We start from the raw sequence: 18,632 nt of genomic DNA, 5'->3' as shown, positions 1-18,632 counted from the left end.
TTACTTCGACTCCTTTGCTTCAAATTTATCAATTTCCTGTTTCATTTCTGGAGTTGGAATTTCGAAAGTACGTTTCAACATATCGGAAACTTTATCAGGAGCTACACTATCAGCTTCCTTGATAGCTTCCTTAAATGAAGCTTTGTATTCATCAATTAATTTATCTTCTTGTTCTTCTGACCAAAGTCCCTTGTCTTCAAGAACTTTTCTCAAACGAATCAATGGGTCTTTTTCGAACCAAGGTTGTTCTTGGTCCTTTGTTCTGTAACGTTTAGGATCATCACCAGCACTTGAGTGAGCACCGAAACGATATGTCAAAGTTTCAATCATGACTGGGCCATTGCCAGCTACCATGTAATCACGAGCAGCTTTAGCAACAGCGTAGCAAGCCAAGATATCCATACCATCAACTTGAACACTTGGAATACCTGCAGCAACAGCTTTTTGAGCTAATGTTGGGGCAGCAGTTTGCTTAACACGAGGTGTTGAAATCGCAAAACCGTTATTTTGAACGATAAAGAGAACAGGTGCTTGATAAGCTCCGGCAAAGTTCATTCCTTCGTAACTATCACCTTGAGAAGTACCACCATCACCAGTATATGTGAAGGCAATTGTATCCTCTTCTTTGTTCTTCTTAATACCAAGACCAACACCGGCAGCTTCAACATAAGCAGCACCGATGATAATTTGTGGCATCATTGAGCGAGCTTTAAATTTATTACCAACAACGTGGCCTCTTGACCAAAGATATGCTTCAGTTACAGTTGCACCGTGTTGGATCAATTGTGGAACATCACGATAAGCAGGTAGTAAGTAATCCTGCTTCTTCATTGCTAAGACAGTTCCCATCTCGGAGGCTTCCTCACCTGCAGTAGGTGCATAGAATCCCATACGTCCTTGACGTGAAAAGTTCATTGTTTGATCATGCAATGCACGCTCCCACACCATCTTCTTCATGAATTCAACTAAGTCATCATCAGAAAAAGTATCGAAGACCTCTTGATCTGTTATTTCAGCATTTTCATTCAAAACTTGAATGGGTTTTGAAACATTTGATAAGTCATTTTTAATTGCTTCAAAATCAACAATTGGTTTATTTGCCATTCTCCACAGTCCTTTCATAAAAAAACTCATCCCTTGTGAATATTGTAAGGGTTTTCATATAATTTTAGTCTAACATTGATCTCCCAAAAAACAAGTGATTTAGGCATTCATCAATCAAAAAAAATTTCCTAAGTATTTGTGAAAAAAGTAACTATTTGTCTAAATTAATTTCATTTTCAGAAGTTCCATTTTTTAATTCAGCCACCATGGAATTCAATGAAATTGTTGCCATATTCTTAACTGCCTTAGTCGTATAAAAGGCGATATGTGGCGTTAGAATGAATCTTGGACTTTGAATTACTTTTTCCAATAATTCGTCCGAAAATTCGGTATCTGTTAAGTCTGTGTTAAAGATTCCAACTTCGTTTTCATAAACATCCATAACAGCACCATACAACTTACCAGTTACTACAGCGTCATAGAGATCCTTGGTATTGATCAAGTCCCCACGGGCAGTATTTACGACGATAGCGTTGTCTTTCATTTCTGAAATAGAATCCTTATTAATAACTGTATGACCTTTACCAAGACTTGGAATATGTAAAGTTACGACATCTGATTCCTTAAGTAAGGTATCGAGACTGTCAACATAAAGTCCTTCTTTTTCAATTTCAGGATTGTGAAATTTGTCGAAAGCAATAACTTTTGCACCAAATCCTTGATAAATTTTTATCGCCGCACGACCGATTCGACCTGTACCAGCTACCCCAACTGTTAATTGATTTAACTCGTGGCCGATATCAGGTACCCAACGAAAATCATGTTGATCCACTTTGCGAACCATATTTTTCATATTACGCAAAAGCATCATTAAACCAGTAACAGAGTATTCAGCAATAGCTTCTGGTGAGTAACTAGGAACATTAGTCAACCGAATCTCATTCCGCTTTAAAGCTTCAAACGGAACATTATCGACGCCGACATTTCTTAACGAAATCACATGAATTCCATATTCATTCATCGTGTCAAAAATTTTTTCATCATATGGCAATTGCTGATATGCAATAATTCCATCATAACCTTGCGCCATTTTGACAGTTTCAGGGGTCAAGAGATCAGTGACAATTTTTACTTCAACGTCATTGTCTTTTGACCATTCCTGAATGTATTTCTTCTCATCTTCTCTGACACCATAATCAATTAATTTCATTTAATTAACCTCCAATGATAAGCATTCTATGTAACCACTGAAATCGGTAACATGTACACCCAACATTTTATCATTTTAGGTAAAATTATCACAAAGATATAACCTATAAGTTTGCTGTCTGTGGAACAATTAATAGAATTACTTCAAAATCAAATCAATAATTTTTCTGTCAACAATAATATAGTAGGAAGATAACTTAGTTTCTAATAATTTTGAATCTTACTCCAAGGTAAATAACACATGGATTACACTTACCTAAATCCAATTAAATCTTACGCTGTTGAAAACTAAATACCCAGATATGTTCATTGGCAACGTTTTCTTTGTCTAAAACACTAAAAATTTTTCCAATTATTTCTATTTTCTAAGAAAAATAATCTATAATAGATATACTAAGGTATTTTGTACAATTAAACATTTGGAGGAAACTATGTATTTTATGAAAGATATCGTCCGTGATGGCGATCCCGTTTTAAGAAAAGTTGCTAAAAAGGTCCAATTTCCACTAAGTGAAGAGGACAAAGCATTAGCCGCTAATATGATGGAATATTTAGTTAAGAGTCAAGATGAAGACTATGCTGAAAAACATCAATTAAGAGCCGGCGTTGGTTTGGCTGCTCCTCAAGTAGGCGTTTCAGAAATGATGGCCTCAGTCTTAGTTCCTAATGAAGACGACCCTGATAAGCCTTTACTTAAAATCACTTTGATCAACCCAGTTATTATCAGAAACTCAGTTCAAAGAGCTGCTCTTTCTGAAGGTGAAGGTTGTCTTTCAGTTGATAAAGATGTTCCAGGATTCGTACCACGTGCCGACCGTATTACTATTACTTATGATGACTTCGAAGGTAACTCACAAACATTACGTGTTAGAGATTACCCAGCTATCGTTTGCCAACACGAAATCGATCACTTAAACGGTCACCTATACTACGACAAGATCAGCAAAACAGCTCCATTCGACCTTGACCCAAGTACTGTTGTTATTTCTTAATACTTCTATTAAGTAGTACATATTAATTGATAATTAACATTCTTAGTCTTGTATTTTTATTTAGTCAGTTAAATACAGGATCCATGTCTTCTTAATACATAATAAATAGTATTAAAAACGTATTAATATCCATTCAAATCATCAATAAACTAGCCGGAGGGAGCAATAATTTAGGCAGCCGTGCAAGTGGCGTTAGGGCTTTAGCCCTTACACCACGGGACGAGTTTTGAAATTCGTGTACTTTGCGAAGTTCAAAATCGAGGTTCGAGACCTTGGCTCGAACCGGTCCCCACAGCAGCCTAAATTTATTGCTCCTGCAGGCGGCATAATAAACCAGCAGACACAGTAAGTATACTTACTTTATTAGATATGGTAGAATTGTGCTATCTATTGATTACTGCACAAATGGACTGGAAAAAAAGCCAAATGAAACTGACTTGTTTCATTTAATTCGATTAAAGGAGAAATTTAATATTGATTTATAAAGTTTTATATCAAACAAGTGAACTAGATAACCCCCGTCGTGAATTTACACATTCACTTTATGTGGACGGTGCCTCAAGTATCGAGGTACGTCAAGCAGTTGAAAACAACACTAACTACGAAATTGAATTTATTCAGGAACTCGATGAACAACATCTAGAGTACGAAAAGAAGAGCCCTGATTTTAAATTGACGGAGTTTTAATTAATGTCGTTTAAAGTTAAAAATAATGAAGTTGCCGTTTTTGCCATCGGGGGCCTTGGCGAAATCGGTAAAAATATGTACGGAGTTCAATATCAAGACGAATTGATCGTGATTGATGCCGGAATTAAGTTTCCAGAAGACGAACTTCTCGGAATTGACTACGTCATTTCTGACTACAGTTACTTAGTAGAAAACAAAGATAAGATCAAGGGACTTTTCATCACCCACGGTCACGAAGATCACATTGGTGGTATCCCTTATCTTCTCCAAGAACTTCCTAATATTCCTGTTTATGCCGGTCCACTTGCATGTGCATTAATTAAAGGTAAATTGGAAGAACATGGTTTACTAAGAACAACTGAAATGCATGTCTTACACGAAGATGATGTTATCAAATTCCCTAAGACAAGTGTTTCATTCTTTAGAACAACTCACTCAATCCCTGATACCTTAGGTATTGCCGTTCATACACCTCAAGGAATTATCGTTGAAACTGGTGACTTTAAGTTCGACTTAACACCTGTTGCGGGATTGCCTTCCCCTAACTTACAAAAGATGGCTGCACTTGGTGCTAAAGGTGTTTTATGTTTACTATCTGATAGTACAAATGCTGAAATTCCTACCTTCTCTAAGTCAGAACGTTCTGTTGGTTTAACGATTCACCAAATTTTTGAAACAATTCAAGGTCGTATCATCTTTGCTACCTTTGCTTCAAATATCTATCGTATTTCTCAAGCGGTCGATGCTGCGATTCAACAAGGTCGTAAAATTGCGGTCTTTGGACGAAGTATGGAAGGTGCAATCGAAAATGGTCGTGAATTAGGATACTTGAATATCCCTGACGACATGTTGATTGACCCACATGCTTTGAACAAAACACCTGCTAGTGAAACTTTGATTTTATGTACTGGATCACAAGGTGAACCTTTGGCTGCTTTGAGTCGTATCGCTAATGGTACTCACAGACAAATCACTATCCAACCAGGCGACACAGTTATTTTCTCAAGTAACCCTATTCCTGGTAACACAATTAGTGTTAATCACTTGATCAACCAACTTTCTGAAGCTGGTGCCGAAGTCATTCATGGTAAAGTTAACAACATCCATGCTTCTGGTCACGGTGGTCAAGAAGAACAAGAATTGATGCTTCGCTTGATGAAGCCTAAGTTCTTTATGCCAATTCACGGTGAATACAGAATGTTGAAGATTCACACGGAATTAGCTGAATTGTGTGACGTGCCACAAGATCACTCCTTCCTTTTGGAAAATGGTGATGTTCTAGCACTAACTAAAGATACAGCTCATGTAGCTGGTCACTTCCCTGCTGGCGATGTTTACGTCGATGGTAAGGGTGTTGGTGATATCGGCAATGTTGTTATCCACGACCGTCAAGTTCTTTCTGAAGAAGGAATGGTTGTCGTTGTTGCAACAATCGATTATCAAAAACATATCGTCTTAGCTGGACCAGATATTCTTTCACGTGGTTTCGTATACATGCGTGAATCTGGCGAATTGATCAACCAAGCACAAAAACGTGTCTTCCACTTGATCAAGAATGCTTTTGACAATGACGAAAATGAAAAAGTTACTGAAGCAACATTGAAACGTATCATCATTGAAGGATTACAAGAATTCTTGTACAAACGTACAGCTAGAAACCCTGTCATCTTGCCAATGTTAATAGGAACTTCAATCTAAAGAAGATCATTTGATCTTCTTTTTTTATTTAAAGGATTCAACACATGAGTAAAACAAATAAAATAGAAATCATCCTCAACTACCATGCTGGCAATGGTCACGCTAAAAGTGCCTGCCGTAAGGTGACAAATTTTCTCGATTCAATAAATTTAAATTATGAAGTTCACACTACTAGGTCCGATGGCGATGGCATCCGCATTGCTAAGGAACTTGCTAATCAACAATTATCTAACGTTAAAATTGTCGTTATCGGTGGTGATGGAACACTCAACCAGTGTGTCAATGGCGTTAAACAATCAAACTTTCCTAATACCCCGCTTGGTTATATTCCAGGAGGTTCTGGCAATGACTTCAGTCGAGGTATAAAATTAAAAATTAAAGATCCAGTCCGCTTGATACAAGCGATTCTTTCTATGGAAAAACCGCGAACAATTGATATCGGTCAAGCAACTGGACCTAATTTTTCACACTACTTCATTAATAACATCGGGATTGGATTCGATGCCAGCACGGTTTATTATACTAACCATTCTGCCCGTAAGGAGTTTCTCAACAAGCTACGTCTAGGAACACTCTCTTACTTAACCAATTTGTTAAAAGCCATTACACGGCAACCAGCTTTCAAATTAGACGTTGACTATGCAGCACAACAAAAACATTTTGATTCAGCTTATATTGTTGTAGCAACCAATCATCCCTACTTTGGTGGTGGCTTTGCCATTGATCCAACAGCTAATCCATTTAATCACCACTTGAATTTGGTAGTCGTCAAAAAAATCACTGGTCTAACTTTTGCTAAACTTTTAACCAAGCTATTAACTGATGGTTCACATTTACAAGATAAAAATGTTTGGCATATCGAACGAACTGACTTCACTCTCCAGAGTTCCCCCAAACAATTTGGTCAAATGGATGGCGAGGAATTGAACAAACATAACTTTGATTTACATTTTCAAGTTAACCAGCACCTATTCTGGCTGCCAGTTAATGAGGATTAACAATATGAATAGGAAGGGATTGATTCTGTGGCAAAAGCATTAATAGTAATTGACATGCAAAATGCACTTTCTAAACTCGATCAAAGAGAACACGTTATTGCAACAATCAATAAACGAATTGATCAATATCATCAAGCTAAACTGCCTGTGATTTTTATCCAGCATACTGAACCAGAAATGGAAGTTGCCAGCAAAAACTGGCAGTTATTTGATAGATTACATGCACTTGGCACTGATACGTTTTACAATAAAACACGGCCTGATTCTTTCTACCAAACCGGTTTGGAATCATTTCTCAAAATGAATCATTTGGACTCAATTGAGATTTGTGGAGCTCAGGTAGAGTTTTGCGTTGATACCACTATTCGTGTAGCCTACCATCTAGGATTTACAATTAACCTGTTAATCGATGGCATAACTACCATGGATAGTAATTTACTCACTGCACAACAAATCAAACAACACCATGCCCAAATTTGGAAACATCGGTTTACTGAATTTGTAACTACGACAAGTCCAATTAATTGTTAATTACAAAAAGCAATCAACTTAACTGAAATTCATAAGTTGATTGCTTTTTTTCTGTAATCATTTATCACCTCATCTTACGATTATAGAACTTTATTCTCTTTTCATTAAAAGCGCAATTTTATTCAATCGAATTAAACACATTCTTAGTTTCCATTTAATTTAAATCTTTGGATTTTAATTCTTTTAACATTTTATTTGTTTCAGACAGTTGTGCCTGATACATAGCCCTACCATATTCAATTGAAAATCGTTGTCCATCAGTGGGACTATTTGCCCATTTTTTCCATGCCCATTCTGACTCGCTTAATTGCTGTTAACCCTTTTAGCCATCTAAACAATTTTATCTATGGAGTTATCTATTCAATCTTTAATACTTATCTTTGGTGGCTATTTAAAAGTGTTTATAAACGACAAATAACTTCTCATCAATGGACGAAACCTGAAATTACTGAATCAAAAAGAGTTATCGGTGTCGTTAGAGGAACAGTTTTTGTAGGTATAGTTGCTTAGTATCTGCTCCTTATTTTGGGACCCTCTTACACCATTAATTTTAGCTCTCAGTTCGGTTACTCGTGAAATCAACAGTCGATCAAGAACAAATGAAAAGCCCGCATATCTACATTTATTTTTGTAAGTATACGAGCCTTTTATCCTGCTAATATTACCATTATCATCATATCCATATAAGTTCAACTAACAAGGACAACTGTACTTATATCTATTCGTTCAAATCATGCAAAATCATCATAATATCTCGAACTATTATTTCACTATCTATTTCACAGCCTGTTGCAATCCACCCTACTAAGACATTAATGAGACCTCCCGTAGCAAATTGAGCACCTAAACTAATTTGTAAATTAGTTTCCCAATTTCTCCATGATGCTGGAAATTCATCTATTCTTTCAACAAAGCCTTTGGTAAAAGCAGAAGTAAAATAATCAGTCAAGTGCGCTCTGATTAAAACCTTAATAATACTTTGTTTCTTCTGAAAATAGTCTAAAAAGATCTTTAACACTTCATCAAAGGTTGTCGGTACTGTTTCCATAGCGGTTACAGCATATCCCTGGATCATATCATTAATAAGTTCTTCTAAAACTTCTTCTTTGGTTGCGTAGTAACGATAAAAGGTTGGACGAGATATATTCGCTGTTACAACAATTTGCTTAACAGTAATCTCTTCCAAATCATAATCTTTTAAAAGCTCTATTAATGAATCTTTTATCCAATATTTTGTTTGTTTCTGCATTCGCGTTACATTTTCTACCGATGTGTCTCTATCCATTACACTCACCTCTATTTTATTAAAATCACAGGGTTATTAATGGCTCTATATAAATATTTGAATAATAATACTCTCGAAATAAACAAAGAACGGGAGTGATAACTATGAAAAATATTAGTGCTGGTAAGAAAACCGCAATAATTATTACAATGTCCATTATTGGTTTTTTAGTGATTCTAGATACTAGTATTATGAACATTACTTTACCCAAGATTCAGACAGCTTTTAATGTATCTTTAAACAACTTATCATGGTCGATTAATATTTACACGATTCTATTTGCCTCACTGTTAATTCCAGTAGGACGTTTAGGTGACATGTTTGGCAGAGTTAAATTACTCAATGTAGCACTTTTGATTTTCCTAATAGGATCAATTGTCAGTGGAACTTCAGGTAATTTAACTATTCTATTAATTGGTCGAGCTATTCAAAGTATTGGTGCTGCAACAATGTTACCTGCCGCTATGCTCATTTCTTTAAATATCGCCACTAAAGAAGAACGCTCAAAAGTTGTAGCCATTTTAGGTGTAACACAAGCACTTGGTTCAGCTATGGGGCCAGCTATTGGTGGTATTGTCTCACAATTCTTTGGCTGGCACTGGGTATTTCTCATTAATATACCAATTGTCATTATTTTACTAATAAGCACTTTTTCAACTCTATCAATGAAAAATGAACTAACCAAGAATGTTAAATTAGATACTATTGGTACATCCCTAATTGTTGGAACACTTTTATTAATGACATCAGCTTTAGTAAACGGACGTGATTGGGGCTGGACAAGTTTTGGAACACTTGGTTGCGGTATTAGTTCTATAACTTTATTTTTACTATTTATTCTATATGAAATAAGAACAAAAGAGCCAATTATTCCAATGAATCTATTCAAAAATCGTGATTTTGTTGCCTCAATAACTAGTATCTTAGTCGCATTCATTACTTTAGCTAGTTTCATAGGTATTCTGCCAACATACTTAACAAAAGTAATAGACGTTTCACAATTAAAAGCAGCTTTTCTCATAACCCCAATGTCTATTGCACTGCTAATTTCTAATCCGTTATCCATTGCGCTTATTGGAAAAATCTCTAATAGACTTCTAGTTGGAATAGGGATTTTAGCTTCAGGAACGGGTATTTATATGTTGAGCAATTTAAATGTAGCTAATAATTGGAACCAATTGTACATAATCGATATTATCATTGGATTTGGTATCGGATTCATTAGTGGTCCAGCTCTAACAGTTGGTATCGCAGAGCTTCAAGGTACAGAATTAACAGCTGGTCAAAATGTTTTAAATGTTATGAGAAACGTCGGTATTATCATTGGTATGGCACTCTTTCTTTCCATGTTAAGTGGTAATATAACCGATGCCAAGTATGAAACATATAATTATGCAGTTGGACAGGTTAACAATATTAATGTAGATCGTAGTTCAAAAACAAAAATAAAAAATAAATTACACGATAAATTAATTTCAAGCAGTAATAATAATGTAAATACTTCTAGCAAGTTTAAAAGTAGTACAATCGATGACTCTAAGAAAAATGAATTAATTAATGAAACGTATACTAAAGTTGTTGCTCAAAAACAAATGGCACTTGGTATGAGTTTACCACCCGCAGCCGACGCAAAGATTCATCAAGCTGTTACCAATACTGTTAATAAGAAAGTAAATACACTTAATAGAGAAATTAGACATGCGACAAGAAATATACAGAATCACCTACACAATAAATTAACAGATTCATTTCTTAACTTATATGCAATTGAATATCCTTTAGTACTTGCCAGCTTTGTTATTGTATTCATCTTTAAAAGAAAGCATGAATAAGGTTCTTTCTCAAGTTTGATTAGAATATAAATAGCATAAAAAAATAAGAATGAATAAATCCCAATGTTACAGGAATTTACTCATTCTTATTTGCTGTCTCATGAAAAAGTAACCAAACTTGAGGAAGAGCCCAAATAAGCAGTCGCGGTGATAGTATCTAGCAAATTGATATTTGAATGAATGTGAACTAAGAAACTTATTACGAGACATACTGAATATCTAATTCAAAAATTCCACATCGTCTTTGTAAATAGTTCTGCATAGTCTTCGTTAACTTCATCGTATCACTTACAGTCAGACTACGATCAACTTTCACAATGGCCGAAATATAAATATCATTTTCATATTCTCTTCCGTTAATTTTGACAATTTCCTCCACTTGAGGAAATTTATATAGTTCAAATTTAACTTGATTCAATGATTCATTACTAAATCCATCAATTAATTTAAATGCACTACTATTCAAAATGAAGAGTCCTGTTCTAAGCATCAATAGTCCAATAACGATAGCTGTCAATTTATCAATCCAAGGAAATCCCCAATCAGAAACTAAAATTGCTAAACCAGTTAATACTGCAGTTATACCATCCCACTTCTGATCTTTTGATGATGTCAATAACGGTTTGCTATGAATCTTTTTAGCAAAATATTTGTTTAGTAAGAAAACCATGAACGTCAGAACTCCGCTACCAATTCCTATCACCGCCGCTAAAGAATCTGGCTTTTCTGAACTATTATTAACCCAATCAATAATTCCCTTCCAAATTACCCAAAGGCTTGTCTCTATTATTAAAATGGACGTTATTAACGTTGAAATTGTTTCTGCTTTGGCGTACCCAAATCGATGCTCCTGGTTTTTCGGTCGCTTTGCAAAGGCAATGCCCATAATAATAATCAAATACGCCAATGTATCAGTTGCACCATTATAACCATCTGCTTTTAGAGCTGTAGATTTGGCAATATTTCCAATAATAATCTTTGCTATCGAAATAATCAGGTAAAATGTGACATTCATTGATGCAACAAATTGAGCTTGTCGTAAAACATGAATATCATTTTTTTCAAAATCTTTATAATCCAAATTACTCATCACCACCGACTACAATTGGATTTTTAATCATCGCCAATTTGAATCTAGCGATAATCAATAAATTAAGTCCAACAGTAATTGCGACCACTGTCCATAAACTATTTTGAATTGGAATACTCGTTGAAATAGTTGCACGCAAAGCATTAATTAGGTATGTCATCGGTAACCATTGATTCATTGCTTTGGCAAATGGACTTAACAGTTGAGTTGGATATAATCCACCTGAGGACGCTAATTGCAAAACTAATACTATTGATACTAGCCAAGTCCCAAAACCACCTAAAAGATTTCTCAAGCAGAAAATTAATGATAGGAATAAGCTGGAACCCAGCAATAATTCTAAGAATAAAACTGATTGTGACTTCACAACTAAATTATTGAATTTAATTAGTGTAAACCATAGAACAATTGATTGAATTGTCGCAACAATACCGATAACACTAGCTTTTGAAAACCACCAACTAAACGCACTTCTCGGATACTTACGCGGATCGTAACCATCATACATTGTTCCAAGCGCAATTCCTCCAACATACAAACCAATCGCAATTGCAAATGGTGCCATGCCAGTACCATTATTTGGAACTTTAGCAATATCGGTCACATCTTCTTTGATGGGACTTGATAATATTTGGGCATTCTGATTGTCAGTGCTAATTTGAGCTAATCTTTGTGCTCCAGTTACCAATGAGTTGGAAATCTTTTGATTACCTGCTTTTGCAACAACGTTTGTATTAGGAATTCCTGCTAACTGATAATTTCCAGAGGCAGCTTGATTCATGCCAACGGTTGCTCCATTTAATGCGCTCAAAATAATTTTTGAATATAGTTGTGTTACTTGTTTCGAAACATTTTGTTTAATTGAAGTAGCTGCACCATTAGTTATTTTCGAAACAATAAAATTCTGACCTGAATTCATCCGATATTTGATTGTCATTTTCTGTGGATTCTTAGTTAGAATGGTTGTTGCATTTTTCGAAAAATTCTTTGGAATAATAACGGTCATATAAACTTTGCCATTTTTTAAATTCTTCTCAGCTTTGTCATAACTCATTGTTTTAAAATTAAGTGAGTCACTCTTTTTAAGATTTTTCGATAAGTTGCTTCCAATAGCAATATCTTTGCCATTATATTCAACTCGACGATCTTGATTGACCACTGCCACAGGAATATTATCTGTTTTCCCATAAGTATTCCACATTGAAGATAGGTACAAATAACAGTAAATTGCTGGAATCAAAGCGATTGCTATTAACACGACAATAAACATCTTATTCTTGATTAAATAGGTCCATTCAGCTTTTAACATTGGAATCACCATCCATTTAATATTTTGTATATTTCATATAATAGAAAGTTTTCCAATTTAAACAATATTCAATATTTCTATATGTGTTGATTTGTATTCAGCCATTTAAATACAAAAACAAGTTATATCAACCTTATACAAGCGACATATTCAACAAAGTGTTGATTACTTGAATTTATTCTTTTTTTTATTATTATTAGCTTAAATAAATCAACTAAGTGTTCAACAGGTATAAATTATGGAAACTAATCTCAAGATTATTCAGACGGAAATAAAAATCCAAAAAGCATTTATAAAACTAGTTAATTTGAATGGATTCGATAAGCTATCAGTCAAAGACTTAGTAAATGAAGCCCAAATAAACCGGGGTACTTTTTATTTACATTACTTGGATAAATACGATCTAATTGAAAAATATGAAAATGAGGTTCTACTTCAAATTGAAGATATCTTCAACAAATATCCCAAGGCTTCACCGACAGATATTCAAAACGACAAATATAATAATGCGTTCTTTCAACTATTCAAATACTTATATAGTCAAAAAGAACTGGCTGTCGTTTTAATGAAAAGCCCCGATTCAGTCATCATCCATAAAGCCAAATTATTAATATTAAGAATCGTCCATAGCGGAACAATGTTTAAAGACAAAGTTCCGACTGATTTTGCTAACGAAATTTTGTCACAGGGAATTATCGATTTTATTCTCTATTGGTTAAGTCAAGAAAAAGTTAAAAATCCTAAAACAGCTTATAAAATATTCTTAGATTCACGTTCCCTTAGTCCAGAACTAATTATTCAAAATAAAAATAACAGCCTTCATAAGTATTAACAATTAATACTTATGAGGGCTGTTTCATTAATATATCTTGATAACGTCTCTAACCTTTGTTCCATGACACACTATTTACCCCATCAACAATTTGATAAATGAAAACATAATTATATTCAGTCGGCATAACAAAAATTGGTATTTCCGTCGAAAGTGAAATATATTTGTGTCTTCTTGAATTTAAGTAGGTCAAGAGCATTAACAACAAGGTAGCTCCTGAGATAATCAAGCTTAGTTTTTGAATAAACGTCTTCTCATATTGAACCTTGACCGTTCCTGTTCCCTTCAAATCAACAACCGTCAAACCACTATGGGAAATGTGTGGGGGTGTAACCGATCCATCATCACCATAAACTTCAGCTTGATAGCCTTTATAATAAATCAGTGGTAATTGAACCTTGGCAGTCTTATTACCAGTATCAAAATTAAAAGCTACATAACTTCGATTTATTGCAACATTGCTCAAAGCAATATCATTCTTATCGTAATTTATAATCCGCTGTTTATGATCTAAAACTCGCGGATAACTGACTTCACTTGGCAAATATTCATGTCCAGCACCGATATAATAACTATCAATCTTATTAAATTCACCATATGCTTCTAAGCTATCTTTTGACTGAGTTATCGTTTGTTGTCCTAAACCAATTGCCACTGCTAAAGTTACTCCAACCAGAGCGTATTCAAAATAGCGTTTATCAAAAATATGTAAATCATCGTTGACTAACAAATAAACCACAATCAATGATATTAGTGAGAAAAATCGCCATGGAAATTGAATCATTGAAAAAATTGAGTGACTCAACATCTTCCAAGGAAAATAACTTGTACATGCAAAGAACAGAAAATCTGCAATTATAGTTATATCCAAATTTTTCCGATGCAGCACGTTATAAACCGTATAAACGATCAACCCTATCAAAACTACCGTACCTAAATTAACAGTATCAGCATGGAAAACTTGATTGGTCAAACTATTCTGAATCAAACTTTTCAAAGGTAAAACTTCGTCTGTAATATTAATTAATTTATCGGTTGTTAAAGCATAGTGTTGATTCTGCATTTGTTCCAAAATTGGTAAATAAATAGCTGCACTGACACCCACCGTTAAAACTGCTGCCTTAACAATAGCCAAGAGCCGTTCTTTATTCCAAAACGTCCTGATATTTAACAAGACAAACATACTGGCAAATACAATAATCATAAATAATGAAATAGTATGAGAACTTGCTATCCCAATCATTGCTAATGCCAAAATATACCACTGCTTAGTTTGACACTTTTTCAAATTTATCAATTCTGACAGGACAAGTGGGAAAAACATCATACCCATCAGTTCTCCCAAATCTTGGCGACTATACAAAGTCTGTAATCGATAAATATTAAAGGCGTACAAAATAGTAAATAGCAATGCTTTAGGAACTGAAAAAGTTAGTCTCTTGCCAGCGATATATCCAATCCAAAGCGTTACGAAATTAATTAAAACCAACGTAAATAAATACGAAACCGTGGGTGTTGCTCCAGCAACTCTTAACAAAGCAGCAGGATATAAAAAGATATCGGGATAAAACAAACTGGAAGCATACCCGTAACCACCAATGAAGTTCCCATCAACTTTAGGCCAAAAATTTAATTGTTTTAATGAACTAGCTAAGGTTTCGATTCGATCCAAATGATAATGAAAATCTCCTGTCGCAAAAATCTTACCAAATTGCCAATCAACTAAACCAATCATGAAAATACTAAGAACTAGAAACAATAACAAAATGAGATAATTTTCTTTTATTGATTTTTTCATAGTTATTCTACACCGCGACTTTTATCCATTGGACTGAATTTTAATCATTTATTTATAAGTAATCCAATGTTTTGCCATAAGCCAATCAGTCTAAAACACGACAAATGCTGATATATCACAATTCTTGATTTGAACTTATACGATACGTCTGGTTTAGTCCATAACTAACAAGAACAAATAAAAGCTCCCATACCTACATATTTTTGTAAGTGTGAGAGTTTTTATTGGGAAATCACAACTTTCAACGTGGTAATTTTACCAGCCTCATCAAACTGATAGTAATCAAATCCATGTAATGAAAACAAAGTTCCATCGCTCTTCAATCCCGCAACGACCCACTCTGTTTTGTAATCTTCAGCAACATCCCGAATTTCAAATAGATGTTTGAGTTGCTTATTTCGGCCAAAGAAATTTCTAAAGAAATCTGCAATTTCATCTTTATTGACTGCCGTTTCATTCATTCCTGACGTTATGTGAGCACTGTCACTGAATAAATCAATAATGGCTTTCAAGGAATTCATATCACCAGATGCATAATCAGATAATTTAAAATATTTCTGGATCGTAGCTTTGTTTAAATCAACATCAACCATTCTACTATCTCCAATCGTTAAATAATAAAATGATTGTACAACTTAACAATTGAAATAATATGTGACTATACTTTTTGTCTCATTTTAATTCTTTCTGATAAATCAAAATTTCACCTAACTTACCTGCAAAACGACGTTTTGAATCTACAAAACCCGCTTTTTTATATAGTGCTTGCGCCGCTGTATTGGCATAATTTACTCCTAAAATGATTCGATCTACTTGGTCATAATGAAAATAAACAAATTCCGATAGTTTCAACAATGTCACCAACGCATAATCTCGTCTGCGATAACGATAGTCAATTGAAAATGCTCGCAACAATATATCCGTCTGGGGATTTCCACCATATGCTATAGGTCCATCATTAGTGTGTAACCCAAAACAGCCAACTATCCGACCGCAATCTAAAATCATGATGGGTTTCAAATTAGAATCCATTTGACTACGTTCAATAATGGATTGTGGTTTGCCAATATGTTCATTAGCACCCAATTGATAACCATTCAACATATCGAGTGTAATTAAATCTTTATTATATTCTTGCAATTCGATATTCATATCTCATCACATCCTATCAGAAAACTACTTTTAAATTCCTCGACGAAATAAAATATATGAATAAACCGAAGGTATTATGGCTACAATTAACAAAATGGGCAGCCACATGAAAGCATAGGCAAATACTCCTGTAATGATTTCGACTATGCCCCCGAAAATAAAAGTTCTTGCTGCCAAAAGATGTGTTAATTGCCAATTCTTCTGACTACTCATTGTCCACGGCAAACGAATACCCACGACACCATTCTGTTTAACAAATTTCATCATGACTCCTAAAATAATGAGGATAATTCCACTTAACCAATTTAAAGGTGCATGACTAGCAACCACACTCTTGCCGCCTAATGAAGTCGATAATGTAATAACATTCAAAAAAATCGACAAAATCGGCATAATTGTCAAAGCAGAGTAAATAGTACCTTTTTGGGTATTAAATTTTTCCGAATCACGATTTATTAAATAAATAATTAAAATTTGAGCCAAGGTAAAAATTACTGGTGAACTTAAAATGGCGACCGGCTTAGAACTCCAGCCGTCAGCAATCATTTGGCTGTTAAAATGTGTGGCAATCTTATCTGGCAGTTGCTTCCAAAAAAATAAGTCAATCACCACTGACATCCAAATTACTATGAACGATATGAACGTTATCCAAGATATCTTTTTCATGGCAAGCATCTTCTTTTTTCGAAATTATAGTTTCTGTTACGATACGAAAAGGGTTAATTTGCTCAAAGAAGACAAAAAGTATCTGTAAGAAAAAATTCACATTTTCTTACAGATACTTTTTTGAAATAATTCCAATATTTTTTCGTGCTATTCTACCAAAAATAAAATCACCATAGCAATCCCCATTGCGATAGTAATTCCAGTAAATTTATTAACGAACGACCCCGTTTTTCCCGTCGAAATCATTCGAAAGCCTGTATATGTCATTAACAACATCAAAATCATGAGAATTAAATTTATCGGTATGCTCAACGATGCAATTAACTCAACGAAAGCCATTGCAGCAATACTATCTAACAAAATCAATTTCCATAGATGACTGTTAAGATTATTTCTCAATCTTCTCATTTTAAAACTCAATACCCTTTTAGAAATTCAAAGCAAAGTTTGGTTCACTGACAGCAATACTTGGAACATTATCACTATTAACTGTTTGAACTCGTCCATCGTCTAGTTTTAGCCACTCATTAGTTGATACACGACCCCAGAAAACACCTTTACTATTACGAACTACTGAATCAATTCTCCAAGATGACCCAGCTGGTAAAGATCTACTTAAAGTATTTGTAGACATATCATAAAGCTTTTCATCATACTTTAATGTTGCTGTGACCGTAGTATTATTATTTTGCTCACTTTGTTCAGCGTTTAATGCAAAGTTAGGGTCACTTGTAGCAATACTTGGTACTGAATCACTGTCGCCATATGACATTGAAACTTGACTAGCATCCAGTTTAATCCATTCAACAGTCGACACTCGGCCCCAAAACTCATTTTTACTATTGCGAACAACTTGGCTAACTTGCCATGAAGAACCTCCAGGCAAAAGCCGTCCCATTGTTCCAGTTGCGGTGTTATAGACACGTTCGTCAGACTTCAAAGTTGGAGTAATAGTTTTACTATCTTCCGTATGAGATATCTTAATCCATTCATTCGTTGCCACACGGTAATAACGGTTAGTCCCAATAACCTTAACTTGGTCAGCTTTCCATGAAGAACCAACAGGTAACATTTGACCGGTAGCAGTAGCATCATCATTAAAAATTGTTACTTCTTCCGCTGATACAGTGACTACCGTATTAACTTTGGTAGTTTCAGAATTAGTTGAAACTGGAGCAGCCTGTTTCATTACAATTGCTTCAGCATATTCATTAGTAGCTACCTGATAATAACTGTTTCCGTTAATAGTTACCAATTTACCTAATTGCCACGAAGAACCAGCAGGTAAAATCACACCATTAGGTTTACCGTTAATATCAACTAAGCAAACCGCATAACCAACAGTACCAACAGTTGGAGTCGTGGTTGCAGCTTGGACTGAAATTGGTTCAGCTACATGAGCGACAGAATCAACTGAACTAAGTACACTAGGAGCCATTAAGATTGCCAAAGAAGTTGCTAAAACAATACGTTTTTTATTCATTTTTCTTTCCACCTTTTATTAAATAA

Annotated in this window: 18 protein-coding genes; 7 read left to right on the top strand and 11 right to left on the bottom strand. The window is 34.6% G+C overall.

Annotated features, from left to right (window positions below; all coding sequences use genetic code 11):
- The gene (locus FD31_RS01945; protein ID WP_057891160.1) at positions 1-1,104 is read right to left on the bottom strand and encodes a thiamine pyrophosphate-dependent dehydrogenase E1 component subunit alpha; all 1,104 of its coding nucleotides are present in this window, start codon (positions 1,102-1,104) and stop codon (positions 1-3) included.
- Between the two features lie 151 nt (positions 1,105-1,255).
- Positions 1,256-2,254 carry a D-2-hydroxyacid dehydrogenase gene (locus FD31_RS01940; protein ID WP_057891088.1) on the bottom strand — a complete coding sequence of 333 codons (999 nt, stop codon included), beginning with the start codon at positions 2,252-2,254 and terminating at the stop codon, positions 1,256-1,258.
- A gap of 430 nt (positions 2,255-2,684) precedes the next feature.
- Between FD31_RS01940 and def the strand changes: the two genes are divergently transcribed.
- From def to FD31_RS01915, 5 genes are all read left to right on the top strand, one after another.
- Complete coding sequence (gene def / locus FD31_RS01935; protein WP_057891087.1) at positions 2,685-3,245, top strand: peptide deformylase; 561 nt, start codon at positions 2,685-2,687, stop codon at positions 3,243-3,245.
- Between the two features lie 474 nt (positions 3,246-3,719).
- Positions 3,720-3,932 (top strand): DNA-directed RNA polymerase subunit epsilon, encoded by a 213-nt coding sequence (locus FD31_RS01930; protein WP_057891086.1) that lies wholly within the window; start codon positions 3,720-3,722, stop codon positions 3,930-3,932.
- Positions 3,933-3,935: 3 nt separating this feature from the next.
- Entirely contained in the window at positions 3,936-5,630 is a 1,695-nt protein-coding gene (rnjA, locus tag FD31_RS01925) for a ribonuclease J1 (protein ID WP_057891085.1), read from the top strand.
- Between the two features lie 44 nt (positions 5,631-5,674).
- Positions 5,675-6,628: a diacylglycerol/lipid kinase family protein gene (locus tag FD31_RS01920; protein ID WP_057891084.1), complete on the top strand. Its 954-nt coding sequence runs from the start codon at positions 5,675-5,677 to the stop codon at positions 6,626-6,628.
- 27 nt (positions 6,629-6,655) lie between these two features.
- The gene (locus FD31_RS01915) at positions 6,656-7,159 is read left to right on the top strand and encodes an isochorismatase family protein (RefSeq protein WP_057891083.1); all 504 of its coding nucleotides are present in this window, start codon (positions 6,656-6,658) and stop codon (positions 7,157-7,159) included.
- 718 nt (positions 7,160-7,877) lie between these two features.
- Here FD31_RS01915 and FD31_RS01910 read toward each other — a convergent pair.
- Positions 7,878-8,444: a TetR/AcrR family transcriptional regulator gene (locus tag FD31_RS01910; RefSeq protein ID WP_057891082.1), complete on the bottom strand. Its 567-nt coding sequence runs from the start codon at positions 8,442-8,444 to the stop codon at positions 7,878-7,880.
- A 104-nt stretch (positions 8,445-8,548) separates the two neighbouring features.
- Between FD31_RS01910 and FD31_RS01905 the strand changes: the two genes are divergently transcribed.
- Positions 8,549-10,276: an MFS transporter gene (locus FD31_RS01905; RefSeq protein WP_057891081.1), complete on the top strand. Its 1,728-nt coding sequence runs from the start codon at positions 8,549-8,551 to the stop codon at positions 10,274-10,276.
- A 199-nt stretch (positions 10,277-10,475) separates the two neighbouring features.
- On the opposite strand, the gene FD31_RS01900 is transcribed toward FD31_RS01905, so the two are convergent.
- Together FD31_RS01900 and FD31_RS01895 are read right to left on the bottom strand one after the other, a co-directional pair.
- On the bottom strand, positions 10,476-11,357 hold the full coding sequence (locus tag FD31_RS01900; protein WP_162258532.1) for a cation diffusion facilitator family transporter: 882 nt from the start codon (positions 11,355-11,357) through the stop codon (positions 10,476-10,478).
- Position 11,358: 1 nt separating this feature from the next.
- Positions 11,359-12,675, bottom strand: a complete 1,317-nt coding sequence (locus FD31_RS01895; RefSeq protein ID WP_057891079.1) for a YhgE/Pip domain-containing protein — start codon at positions 12,673-12,675, stop codon at positions 11,359-11,361.
- A gap of 238 nt (positions 12,676-12,913) precedes the next feature.
- Here FD31_RS01895 and FD31_RS13855 point away from each other — a divergent pair, with 238 nt between their 5' ends.
- Positions 12,914-13,507, top strand: a complete 594-nt coding sequence (locus tag FD31_RS13855) for a TetR family transcriptional regulator (protein ID WP_083483561.1) — start codon at positions 12,914-12,916, stop codon at positions 13,505-13,507.
- Between the two features lie 49 nt (positions 13,508-13,556).
- On the opposite strand, the gene FD31_RS01885 is transcribed toward FD31_RS13855, so the two are convergent.
- The 6 genes from FD31_RS01885 to FD31_RS01860 all read right to left on the bottom strand — a co-directional run bounded on the left by FD31_RS01885 (position 13,557) and on the right by FD31_RS01860 (position 18,606).
- Complete coding sequence (locus FD31_RS01885) at positions 13,557-15,305, bottom strand: hypothetical protein (protein WP_057891078.1); 1,749 nt, start codon at positions 15,303-15,305, stop codon at positions 13,557-13,559.
- A 221-nt stretch (positions 15,306-15,526) separates the two neighbouring features.
- Positions 15,527-15,898, bottom strand: a complete 372-nt coding sequence (locus FD31_RS01880; RefSeq protein WP_057891077.1) for a nuclear transport factor 2 family protein — start codon at positions 15,896-15,898, stop codon at positions 15,527-15,529.
- 79 nt (positions 15,899-15,977) lie between these two features.
- On the bottom strand, positions 15,978-16,457 hold the full coding sequence (locus tag FD31_RS01875) for a GNAT family N-acetyltransferase (RefSeq protein WP_057891076.1): 480 nt from the start codon (positions 16,455-16,457) through the stop codon (positions 15,978-15,980).
- Positions 16,458-16,487: 30 nt separating this feature from the next.
- Positions 16,488-17,123: an SdpI family protein gene (locus FD31_RS01870; RefSeq protein WP_162258531.1), complete on the bottom strand. Its 636-nt coding sequence runs from the start codon at positions 17,121-17,123 to the stop codon at positions 16,488-16,490.
- A 147-nt stretch (positions 17,124-17,270) separates the two neighbouring features.
- Complete coding sequence (locus FD31_RS01865; RefSeq protein WP_057891074.1) at positions 17,271-17,531, bottom strand: hypothetical protein; 261 nt, start codon at positions 17,529-17,531, stop codon at positions 17,271-17,273.
- A 19-nt stretch (positions 17,532-17,550) separates the two neighbouring features.
- Positions 17,551-18,606 carry an SLAP domain-containing protein gene (locus tag FD31_RS01860; protein WP_057891073.1) on the bottom strand — a complete coding sequence of 352 codons (1,056 nt, stop codon included), beginning with the start codon at positions 18,604-18,606 and terminating at the stop codon, positions 17,551-17,553.
- Between the last annotated feature and the right edge of the window lie 26 nt (positions 18,607-18,632).

Origin of the sequence: Companilactobacillus nantensis DSM 16982, assembly GCF_001435815.1 — a bacterium.
Lineage (GTDB): Bacteria > Bacillota > Bacilli > Lactobacillales > Lactobacillaceae > Companilactobacillus > Companilactobacillus nantensis.
This window is presented reverse-complemented; position numbering and strand designations above follow the sequence as displayed.